Raw genomic sequence first — 10,542 nt, 5'->3', positions numbered from 1 at the left:
CGCGAATGCGGTGTGTCAGTCAACTGACCATCGCGTGGCACACCGCATTCGCGAGCAAGCCCGCTCCCACAGGGACAGCGCCCCACATTGAACGAGGCCCCCGATGAACAACGCCCTGAACCAGTTGCAGCCCTACCCGTTCGAAAAGCTTCGCGCCCTGCTGGGCAGCGTCACGCCAAACCCTGGCAAGCGCCCGATCGCCCTGTCCATCGGCGAGCCCAAGCACCGTTCGCCGAGCTTTGTGGCCGAAGCCCTGGCCAGCAATCTGGAGAAGATGGCGGTGTACCCGACCACCCTCGGCATTCCGGAGTTGCGTGAGGCCATCACTGGTTGGTGCGAGCGCCGCTTCAACGTGCCAAACGGCTGGCTCGACCCGGCGCGCCATGTGCTGCCGGTCAACGGCACCCGTGAAGCGCTGTTCGCCTTCACCCAGACCGTGGTCAACCGTGGCGACGATGCGTTGGTGGTCAGCCCGAACCCGTTCTACCAGATCTATGAAGGCGCGGCGTTCCTCGCCGGGGCCAAGCCGCATTACCTACCGTGCCTGGACGAAAACGGCTTCAACCCGGATTTCGACGCCGTTTCGGCGGACGTCTGGAAACGTTGCCAGATCCTGTTCCTGTGCTCACCCGGCAACCCGACCGGCGCGCTGATTCCGGTGGACGTGCTGAAAAAACTCATCGCCCTGGCCGATGAACACGACTTCGTCATCGCCGCCGACGAGTGCTACAGCGAACTGTACTTCGACGAACAAACCCCGCCGCCGGGCCTGCTCAGCGCCAGCGTCGAACTCGGTCGCAAGGACTTCAAGCGCTGCGTGGTATTCCACAGCCTGTCCAAACGCTCCAACCTGCCGGGCCTGCGCTCCGGCTTCGTGGCGGGCGATGCAGACATCCTCAAGGGCTTCCTGCTGTACCGCACCTACCACGGCTGCGCGATGCCGGTTCAGACCCAACTGGCGAGCATCGCTGCGTGGAATGACGAAGAACACGTACGGGCCAACCGGGCGCTGTATCGCGAGAAGTTCGATGCAGTGCTAGACATCCTCAGCCCGGTGCTGGACGTGCAGCGCCCCGACGGCAGCTTCTACCTGTGGCCGAACGTGGCGGGCGACGATGCGGCGTTCTGCCGTGACCTGTTCGAACAGGAACATGTGACGGTGGTGCCGGGCTCCTACCTGTCCCGCGACGTCGATGGCACCAACCCCGGCGCCGGCCGCGTGCGCATGGCCCTGGTCGCGTCGCTGGCGGAATGTGTGGAAGCGGCGGAGCGGATCCGGGCGTTTATTCAGCGTCGCGGATGATGGCGCGTTGCAATTGAACACTGTTGTGGCGAGGGAGCTTGCTCCCGCTGGGGCGCGAAGCGGCCCCGCTCTTTGCGGTTGCTTCGCAAGCGAGCGGGAGCAAGCTCCCTCGCGCTTCTTGGCCGACATCAAGCCTTCTCTGTCTGACTTGGCCTCTCGCCGGCAGGCTCGCCCACAGATTGGACGGTGAGCGCTTACGGCATTCAGGAATTTGCCGAGGGCTGGAACCTGTACAAATTCCAGCAACGCCAAGGTTGCGCAACGCACCTATTTCGGTACACTCCACCCATGACCGAAATCGCACCCATACTGAATGTACGTTTCTTCTGCACAGATGCCGGGAATGAACCTGTGCGGGAATGGCTGACGGACCTGCCTCGCGAACACAGGCGGATGATCGGGACTGACATCAAGACTGTTCAGCTTGGTTGGCCGATAGGCATGCCCGTGGTGCGTAAGCTGGATACTGGGTTATGGGAAGTCAGGATTGATCTTGAAGATACCATCGCCCGCGTTCTTTTCACCGTGGTCGGTTCCGACATGGTTCTACTCCATGGCTTCATCAAGAAAAGTCAAAAAACACCAACGGTCGACATGGCAACCGCCAAGCAGCGCAAAGCAAGATTATGAGGTACCGCAAATGAACAAACACATTGGATCTGACTTTGACGACTTCCTGGCCGAGCAAGGCATCGCCGAGGAAGTGTCTGCTGCCGCGCTCAAACGCGTTATCTCCTGGCAAATTGCCGAGGCCATGCGACTTCAGAAAGTGACCAAGAAGGCTTTGGCGGAGCGCATGCATACCAGTCGTACCGCAGTTGATCGTGCGCTCGACCAAAACGATGCGGGAATGACGCTGGCAACACTTGCCAGCGCAGCGCGTGCGCTGGGCCAGCGAGTGGAAGTGAAACTGGTACCAGAGCGTGAAGAAGCACACGCATAACGCCAGACGCTGGATCACTGGTGCTCACAACCTTCGGTAGCGACACTAACCCCCTGTGGGAGCGGGCTTGCTCGCGAAGGCGTCAGTTCAGTCGCCTATGCAACAACTGACATATTGCAATCGCGAGCAAGTTCCCCCACAGGGTCCGGTGTCGACCACAAGTCTTGTGAACGGCACAAATCCACTGTGGGAGCGAGCCTGCTCGCGATGAGGCCGGCACTTATTGCATCAGGTCCGAATCTCTACCCGATCCAAAGCCTTGTCCGCCAGCAGTGCCCCCAACTCGATCATCTGCACCACTCCCAGCGCCACATGCCGCCGTGAACCCTCCAGATCGAAGGCCAGGTCACTCAGCATGGCATTGGCCGAGGCCAGGGTTTCGCTGAGATTCGCTAATAAAACTTCGGTGTCGACACTGTCCACGACTCTGAACAACTGCGACGTGGGTGGGCTCTGAATCACTGTCTTCAGGCTTGAGGTAATGATCCAGCGCACGATCAGCGGCCTCTTGCAGCTTTTCGGGGGCGTAGTCGCCGTAGGGGAAAGTGGATGCAGACTTCGGAGGATTCGGCGTTTCTTTGATCATATTCATTGCTCCTAGAGAAATTGGAGCTGCCACCGAGTCTTCTCACGGACCGGAGGGTGGCAGCCGTACGCGGGGTGAGAATCCGAGTCTCTAGGAGCTCGGCCATGCCGAAGCATGCCCGCGCACAGCCGCCATAAAGTGCAGACGAAAAGCGCCTGCACTTTATATGGTCGGCGCCTGTGCGCCTAGAGGAGTTCGGATTCTCACGTCCGGTCGCTGAATTGGCAGCGACACCCAGAGGCTAGGGCCCTCGCTTCCGACGGACAACCTTAAAAACTTGTCGGAAATTTCGGCGCGTCTGTAAGACCACAATCGCCTGCTCAGACAAGAAAAGAAATAAAACCTACTGCCATAGGCCAAGCCGTTGATTTCGTTGGCTGAGTGCATCGACACATTCCGTGCAGCCCTGTTTCAACAGTTCAAGCTGGTTTGAATTCGCTATCGTCGCTAGCCATAATCAACCCCGTCACCAGCGAGAGCTGGCAGGAGTCTGGGTCCCTCTCGGGGTTGACCCAGCCGCGCAGAAAGGGCGATGCAAGCTCAACTGCGTGTCGGTTGATGCCGCCTTCGGGCGGCTTTGCTTTTTAGAAAGGATGAGAATTGCCAGCTGTGGGAGCAAAGCTTGCTCGCGATGCAAACACCTCGGTCTGCCAGAAGACCGCGTCATCGTTCATCGCGGGCAAGCCTCGCTCCCACAGCCATCCGGTCATGGCATAATCCGTCACCTTTTATTCCCAGCACCTGCAAAGGGGGCAGTTCCTTGACCGATTCAAGCAAAACGTTGCACCTTTTCGGCATCAAAGCCTGTGACACGATGAAAAAGGCGCGCACCTGGCTCGATGAACATGCTGTGCGCTATGACTTTCACGACTACAAGACTGCCGGCATCGACCGTGAGCACCTGACCCAATGGTGCAACGAGCATGGCTGGCAAGTGGTGTTGAACCGGGCCGGTACGACCTTTCGCAAGCTCGACGACGAACGCAAAGCCGATCTCGACCAGACGAAAGCCATCGAACTGATGCTCGCCCAACCCTCGATGATCAAACGTCCGGTGCTTGATCTCGGTGACCGAACCCTGATTGGCTTCAAGCCAGATAGTTATGCGGCAGCGCTCAAGTAAGCCTGCCCCGTCCATTTTTTCGAGGTAATTTCATGTCCACTACCCTGTTCAGCCTGGCCTTCGGCGTCGGCACTCAAAACCGTGAAGGTGCCTGGCTGGAGGTGTTCTATGCACAGCCGATGCTCAAGCCGTCGGCTGAGATCGTTGCCGCTATCGCGCCGATCCTTGGCTACAGCGAAGGCAACCAGGCCATCACTTTTACCACCGCCCAGGCTTCGCAACTGGCCGAAGCCCTCAAGGGCGTCGATGCCGCACAAGCCAAGTTGCTGACTCGCTTGGCTGAAAGCCATAAGCCACTGGTCGCCACCCTGCTGGCCGAAGATGCGCAACTGAGCTCCACTCCCGAGGCTTACCTCAAGCTGCACCTGCTGTCCCATCGCCTGGTCAAGCCCCATGGCCTGAACCTGGCCGGCATTTTCCCGTTGCTGCCGAACGTGGCCTGGACCAGCCAGGGCGCGATCGACCTCGCCGAACTGGCCGAGCACCAGCTCGAAGCCCGCCTGCGCGGCGAGTTGCTGGAAGTGTTCTCGGTGGACAAGTTCCCGAAAATGACCGACTACGTGGTTCCGGCCGGCGTGCGTATCGCCGATGCGGCGCGGATCCGCCTGGGCGCCTACGTGGGCGAAGGCACCACCGTGATGCACGAAGGTTTCGTCAACTTCAACGCCGGCACCGAAGGCCCGGGCATGATTGAAGGTCGTGTCTCGGCAGGCGTGTTCGTCGGCAAGGGTTCGGACCTGGGCGGCGGTTGCTCGACCATGGGCACCCTGTCGGGGGGCGGCAACATCGTGATCAAGGTGGGTGAAGGCTGCCTGATCGGCGCCAACGCCGGTATCGGTATCCCGTTGGGCGACCGCAACACCGTGGAATCGGGCCTGTACGTGACGGCCGGCACCAAGGTCGCGCTGCTGGACGAGCACAACCAACTGGTCAAAGTGGTCAAGGCCCGCGATCTGGCCGGCCAGCCTGACCTGCTGTTCCGCCGCAACTCCGAGACCGGCGCGGTGGAATGCAAGACCCATAAGTCGGCCATCGAGCTGAACGAAGCACTGCACGCGCACAACTAAGCCGCTTCACAGTCACCTGTGGGAGCAGACTTGCTCCCACAGGGTCCGGCTTCACTCCAGCAGGGCCCGAAAGCATGTTGATCCCCTCCCCCTGGCGCGCCGATTTCCCGGCCATCGCCGCTCTGCAACGGCAAGGCCAGACCTACCTGGACAACGCTGCCACCACGCAAAAACCCCAAGCTTTGCTCGACGCCCTGGCGCATTACTACGCCAATGGCGCGGCCAACGTGCACCGTGCGCAACATTTGCCGGGCGCCCACGCCACCCAGGCGTTCGAAGACAGTCGCCTGAAAGTGGCGCAATGGCTCAACGCCGGCGATTGCGGGCAGATCGTCTTCACCCATGGCGCGACCAGCGCACTGAATCTTCTGGCCTACGGGCTGGAACACTTGTTCAACCCGGGCGACGAGATCGTCATCAGTGCCCTGGAACACCACGCCAACCTGCTGCCCTGGCAACAATTGGCCGACCGCCGCTCGCTGAAACTGGTGGTGTTGCCGCTGGACGCTGATGGCGTGATCGACGTGGACGCCGCCGCCCAATTGATCGGCTCGCGCACCCGGCTGTTGGCCGTCAGCCAGTTGTCCAACGTATTGGGCGCCTGGCAGCCGTTGCCGGCGCTGCTGGCGCTGGCCAAGGCCCACGGGGCACTGACGGTGGTCGATGGCGCCCAGGGCGTGGTGCATGGTCGTCATGATGTGCAGGCTTTGGGTTGCGATTTCTATGTATTCTCCAGCCATAAGCTCTACGGTCCCGACGGGCTGGGCGTGCTGTTTGGTCGTACCGAAGCGCTTGGCCTGTTGCGCCACTGGCAGTTTGGCGGCGAAATGGTGCAACAGGCCGACTACCACCACGCCACGTTCCGCCCGGCACCGCTGGGGTTTGAAGCCGGCACGCCACCGGTTGCCAGTGTGATCGGGCTGGGGGCGACCCTGGATTATCTGTCCGCTCTCGACCCGCAAAGCGTCGTCGACCACGAAGCAGCCCTGCACGACTATCTGCTCCATGGCCTGCTGGCGCGCAACGGTGTGCGCCTGGTGGGCAATCCACGGTTGGCGTTGGTCAGCTTCGGGGTCGACGGCGTGCATAACGCCGACCTGGCCCACCTGCTGACCGAGCAAGGCATCGCCGTGCGCGCCGGACATCACTGCGCCATGCCGTTGTTCAAGCGCCTCGGGCTGTCAGGAGCGATCCGGGTCTCGCTGGCGCTGTACAACGACTCCGCTGACATCGAACGGTTCTTCGAAGCCCTGGATCAAGCCCTGGAGATGCTGCGATGAACCTGCCGACCGATGCCGTCACAGCGCTGCATATTTTCCAGGAGGCCTCGGGCTGGGAACAACGCGCCCGCCTGCTGATGCAATGGGGCGAGCGCCTGCCGCCCCTGAGCGAGGCGGACAAATGCGCGGCCAACCTGGTCAGTGGATGTGAAAGCCAGGTGTGGTTGGTGGGGCGGTTGCAGGATGGGTGCTGGCAGTTTTCTGCTGCCAGTGAGGCGCGGTTGATTCGTGGGTTGGTGGCATTGCTGCTGGCGCGAGTCAACGGGTTGACCGCCACCGAATTGCGCGAGGTGGATCTGCCGGGGTGGTTCGGTGAGCTGGGATTGTCGCGCCAGCTATCGCCTTCGCGCAGTAATGGGTTGAATGCGGTGTTGCAGCGGATGTCCGAGTTGGCGCAATAACTGTGGCGAGGGAGCTTGCTCCCGCGCGGCTGCGAAGCAGCCGCCTTGAGTTCAAGATGATTGACGCCGCATGGGGGCCGCTTCGCGACCCAGCGGGAGCAAGCTCCCTCGCCACAATGGCAATCACTGCGCGGGCTTGACCCTGTCAGCCGGCCGCCTAACCCCCGCCACAATCTTATCCACAGCCTTGGTCGCCGCGACCATGCCGAACGTCGCCGTGACCATCATCACCGCGCCAAACCCGCCGGCGCAGTCGAGCTTCACGCCATCGCCGACAAAACTCTTCTGCAAGCAAATGCTGCCATCGGGCTTCGGGTAGCGCAGTTGTTCGGTGGAAAACACGCAAGGCACGCTGTAGTGGCGGGTCACGGTGCGGGAGAAACCGTAGTCGCGACGCAGCGTGGAGCGCACTTTCGAGGCCAGCGGATCGTTGAATGTACGGTTCAGGTCGCAGACCTGGATCAGCGTCGGGTCGATCTGCCCGCCCGCGCCGCCGGTGGTGATGATCTGGATCTTGCGGCGCTTGCACCAGGCAATCAGCGCTGCCTTGGCGTTGACGCTGTCGATGCAGTCGATCACGCAGTCGATGTTCGGCGTGATGTATTCGGCCATGGTGTCGCGGGTGACGAAATCCGCCACCGCATGCACCGTGCAGTCGGGGTTGATGCCACGCAGCCGCTCGGCCATCACCTCGACCTTGGGCTTGCCGACGGTGCTGTCCAGGGCATGCAACTGACGGTTGGCGTTGCTGACGCAGACATCGTCCAGGTCGAATAGCGATATCTCGCCCACACCGCAACGGGCAATGGCTTCTGCCGCCCAGGATCCGACACCGCCCACCCCGACAATCGCCACATGGGCCGCCCGCAGGCGCTCCAGGCCTTCGATGCCATATAAACGGGCGATGCCGGCAAACCGTGGATCTTCTGTACTCATGACCATTACCCCAAAAACCGGCGCGCATTATAGGGCTTTGTCGTGGCAAATTAAGCAAAACCTCTGTGGGAGCGAGCCTGCTCGCGATAGCGGTGGATCAGCGGCATCAATGTCGACTGACACATAGCTATCGCGAGCAGGCTCGCTCCCACAGGGTTTTGTGCTCCAGCCGATAGACACTGGGACCAATGATTGCTGTTTTGCTATAAGATAACCGCCATTTTGTGAGCGTTGGCCGTATACCATCCAATGGTCGACCTCAGATCCTGTGGGAGCGAGCTTGCTCGCGAATGCGGTGTGTCAGGCAATACATGTGTGACTGATACAGCGCTTTCGCGAGCAAGCCCGCTCCCACAAGGTCCAGCCTTCATCCCTTTTCCCGGAGCTTTCCATGACGGCCCACGCCGACCTCTCGCCGACCCTGCAACTCGCCTGCGACCTGATCCGCCGTCCGTCCGTCACGCCGGTGGATGCCGATTGCCAGAAGCTGATGATGCAGCGCCTCGGCCATGCGGGTTTCAAACTCGAACCAATGCGCATCGAGGATGTGGATAACTTCTGGGCCAGCCATGGCAAGCACGACGGCCCGGTGTTGTGCTTCGCCGGGCACACCGACGTGGTGCCGACCGGCCCGGTGCAGGCCTGGCAGCTCGACCCGTTCGACGCCGTCATCGACGACCAGGGCATGCTCTGCGGCCGTGGCGCGGCCGACATGAAAGGCAGCCTCGCGGCGATGGTGGTGGCGGCCGAGCGGTTCGTCGCCGATTACCCGGACCACAAGGGCTCCGTCACTTTCCTGATCACCAGCGATGAAGAAGGCCCGGCCCACCACGGCACCAAGGCCGTGGTCGAGCGCCTCAAGGCCCGTCAGGAGCGCCTTGACTGGTGCATCGTCGGCGAGCCGTCGAGCACCACCCTGGTGGGCGACGTGGTCAAGAACGGTCGGCGCGGCTCCCTTGGCGCAAAACTGACCGTGCGCGGCAAGCAAGGCCACGTGGCCTATCCGCACCTGGCAAAGAACCCGATCCACCTTGCGGCGCCGGCCCTGGCGGAATTGGCCGCCGAGCATTGGGACCACGGCAACGATTTCTTCCCGCCCACCAGTTTCCAGATCTCCAACCTCAACGCCGGCACCGGCGCTACCAACGTCATTCCGGGTGACCTGGTGGCGGTGTTCAACTTCCGTTTCTCCACTGAATCCACGGTCGAAGGCCTGCAACAACGCGTTGCCGATATCCTCGACAAGCATCAATTGGACTGGCACATCGACTGGGCGCTGTCCGGCCTGCCATTCCTGACCGAACCCGGCGCGCTGCTGGACGCCGTGTCGTCGAGCATCAAGGACGTCACCGGCCGCGAAACCCACGCTTCCACCAGCGGCGGCACCTCAGATGGTCGTTTCATCGCCACCATGGGCACCCAAGTGGTGGAGCTGGGGCCGGTCAACGCGACCATCCACCAGGTGGACGAGCGCGTGCTGGCGGCCGATCTCGACGTGCTGACCGAGATCTACTACAAGACGCTGATCAAGTTGCTCGCCTGATGCTCGCCTGTCCGATCTGCAATGAGCCGCTGAACGCGGTGGATAACGGCGTGCTGTGCCCAGCCGGCCATCGATTCGACCGCGCGCGCCAGGGCTACCTGAACCTGTTGCCGGTGCAGCACAAGAACAGCCGCGACCCGGGCGACAACCAGGCTATGGTCGAGGCCCGCCGGGATTTTCTCAACGCGGGGCATTACGCCCCCGTTGCCCGGCGCCTGGCCGAGCTGGCGGCTGAACGGGCGCCGGGGCGCTGGCTCGACATCGGCTGTGGCGAAGGCTATTACACCGCGCAAATCGCCGACGCCCTGCCCCACGCCGACGGCTATGCCCTGGACATCTCCCGCGAGGCGGTCAAGCGCGCCTGCAAGCGCAACCCGCAGTTGACCTGGTTGATCGCCAGCATGGCCCGGGTGCCCCTGGCGGACGGTTGCTGCCAGTTCCTGGCGAGCGTGTTCAGCCCGCTGGACTGGCAGGAGGCCAAGCGCCTGCTCAGCCCCGGTGGCGGCCTGATGAAAGTCGGCCCGACCAGCGGCCACCTGATGGAACTGCGCGAGCGGCTGTACGACGAAGTGCGCGAATACACCGACGACAAACATCTGGCCCTGGTGCCGGCAGGCATGGCGCTGGATCACAGCGAAACCCTCGAGTTCAAGCTCACGCTCGACAGCAGCCAGGACCGCGCCAACCTGCTGGCAATGACGCCCCACGGCTGGCGCGCCAGTGCCGAACGCCGCGCCAGCGTGATCGAACAGGCCGCGCCATTCGAGGTCACGGTGTCGATGCGCTACGATTATTTCGTTCTTCAATAACCTTTAGATTCCAGGCCTCGGTCATTCGGCCGGGGCCAGATAAATCCGCGAATGGATTTTTCAAGACCGCAGCGAGGACATCCATGCGCCAACCCGATATCGAGATTTACCTCAAGGACGCCGACGTCGACCACAAGGCCATCGCCGCCTGGCTGACCCAGGCGCTGGGCCCGTGCAGCGAATGGACCCAGAAAGGCCAGACCTACAAGTGCAAGGCCGGCAACATCCCGGTGACCTGGCTGCCCAAGGCGGTCGGCAAGTGGAACAGCCTGTACCTGGAAAGCGACCAGACCCCGTGGGACGACGACATCGCCTGCGCCCGCGCCGCCTACGCCGCGCTGAACGTCGAAGTGCGCTGCGCGCCCGGCTCGTGGGTGGAAGAGGAAGGGGAAGAGTCGGCGGATCGCTGGATTCGGATCAGCGCCGATGGGGAGGAAGAGATTACCTGGAAGACGGCTTGAGGCGGCCTTGGGCTCCCCATAAGACCCAATGTGGGAGCGGGCTTGCTCGCGAATACGGTGTATCAATCGATACTTCATTGACTGATACAC

Annotated in this window: 11 protein-coding genes and 1 pseudogene; 10 read left to right on the top strand and 2 right to left on the bottom strand. The window is 62.1% G+C overall.

What is annotated here, in order from left to right:
- Positions 1 to 103 precede the first annotated feature (103 nt).
- The 3 genes from dapC (at position 104) to RGM2987_RS01860 (ending at position 2,246) form a co-directional block, all read left to right on the top strand.
- Entirely contained in the window at positions 104 to 1,303 is a 1,200-nt protein-coding gene (gene dapC / locus RGM2987_RS01870) for a succinyldiaminopimelate transaminase (RefSeq protein WP_245138412.1), read from the top strand.
- Positions 1,304 to 1,591: 288 nt separating this feature from the next.
- Positions 1,592 to 1,933, top strand: a complete 342-nt coding sequence (locus RGM2987_RS01865; protein WP_245138414.1) for a type II toxin-antitoxin system RelE/ParE family toxin — start codon at positions 1,592 to 1,594, stop codon at positions 1,931 to 1,933.
- Between the two features lie 10 nt (positions 1,934 to 1,943).
- Complete coding sequence (locus RGM2987_RS01860; protein ID WP_245138411.1) at positions 1,944 to 2,246, top strand: helix-turn-helix domain-containing protein; 303 nt, start codon at positions 1,944 to 1,946, stop codon at positions 2,244 to 2,246.
- A gap of 228 nt (positions 2,247 to 2,474) precedes the next feature.
- Here RGM2987_RS01860 and RGM2987_RS01855 read toward each other — a convergent pair.
- Positions 2,475 to 2,832 (bottom strand): annotated as a pseudogene (locus RGM2987_RS01855) (DUF6124 family protein).
- A gap of 760 nt (positions 2,833 to 3,592) precedes the next feature.
- Here RGM2987_RS01855 and RGM2987_RS01850 point away from each other — a divergent pair.
- The 4 genes from RGM2987_RS01850 to RGM2987_RS01835 all read left to right on the top strand — a co-directional run bounded on the left by RGM2987_RS01850 (position 3,593) and on the right by RGM2987_RS01835 (position 6,703).
- The gene (locus tag RGM2987_RS01850; RefSeq protein ID WP_280639794.1) at positions 3,593 to 3,955 is read left to right on the top strand and encodes an ArsC family reductase; all 363 of its coding nucleotides are present in this window, start codon (positions 3,593 to 3,595) and stop codon (positions 3,953 to 3,955) included.
- A gap of 32 nt (positions 3,956 to 3,987) precedes the next feature.
- Entirely contained in the window at positions 3,988 to 5,022 is a 1,035-nt protein-coding gene (gene dapD / locus RGM2987_RS01845) for a 2,3,4,5-tetrahydropyridine-2,6-dicarboxylate N-succinyltransferase (RefSeq protein ID WP_245138410.1), read from the top strand.
- A gap of 74 nt (positions 5,023 to 5,096) precedes the next feature.
- The gene (locus RGM2987_RS01840) at positions 5,097 to 6,302 is read left to right on the top strand and encodes a cysteine desulfurase (RefSeq protein WP_245138409.1); all 1,206 of its coding nucleotides are present in this window, start codon (positions 5,097 to 5,099) and stop codon (positions 6,300 to 6,302) included.
- Positions 6,299 to 6,703, top strand: a complete 405-nt coding sequence (locus RGM2987_RS01835; RefSeq protein ID WP_245138408.1) for a SufE family protein — start codon at positions 6,299 to 6,301, stop codon at positions 6,701 to 6,703. Before RGM2987_RS01840 ends, RGM2987_RS01835 begins: the two co-directional genes overlap by 4 nt.
- A gap of 123 nt (positions 6,704 to 6,826) precedes the next feature.
- Here the strand turns inward: RGM2987_RS01835 and tcdA are convergent, their stop codons facing one another.
- Entirely contained in the window at positions 6,827 to 7,645 is an 819-nt protein-coding gene (gene tcdA / locus RGM2987_RS01830) for a tRNA cyclic N6-threonylcarbamoyladenosine(37) synthase TcdA (protein ID WP_245138407.1), read from the bottom strand.
- Positions 7,646 to 8,030: 385 nt separating this feature from the next.
- Between tcdA and dapE the strand changes: the two genes are divergently transcribed.
- The 3 genes from dapE to RGM2987_RS01815 all read left to right on the top strand — a co-directional run bounded on the left by dapE (position 8,031) and on the right by RGM2987_RS01815 (position 10,452).
- On the top strand, positions 8,031 to 9,182 hold the full coding sequence (gene dapE / locus RGM2987_RS01825; RefSeq protein WP_245138406.1) for a succinyl-diaminopimelate desuccinylase: 1,152 nt from the start codon (positions 8,031 to 8,033) through the stop codon (positions 9,180 to 9,182).
- A complete protein-coding gene (locus RGM2987_RS01820) occupies positions 9,182 to 9,991 on the top strand; it encodes a putative RNA methyltransferase (RefSeq protein ID WP_245138405.1) in 810 nt (269 codons plus the stop codon). Before dapE ends, RGM2987_RS01820 begins: the two co-directional genes overlap by 1 nt.
- An 83-nt stretch (positions 9,992 to 10,074) precedes the next feature.
- Positions 10,075 to 10,452 (top strand): hypothetical protein, encoded by a 378-nt coding sequence (locus RGM2987_RS01815; RefSeq protein ID WP_245138404.1) that lies wholly within the window; start codon positions 10,075 to 10,077, stop codon positions 10,450 to 10,452.
- Positions 10,453 to 10,542: the final 90 nt, after the last annotated feature.

It is taken from the genome of Pseudomonas sp. RGM2987 (assembly GCF_022952855.1).
GTDB lineage: Bacteria > Pseudomonadota > Gammaproteobacteria > Pseudomonadales > Pseudomonadaceae > Aquipseudomonas.
This window is presented reverse-complemented; position numbering and strand designations above follow the sequence as displayed.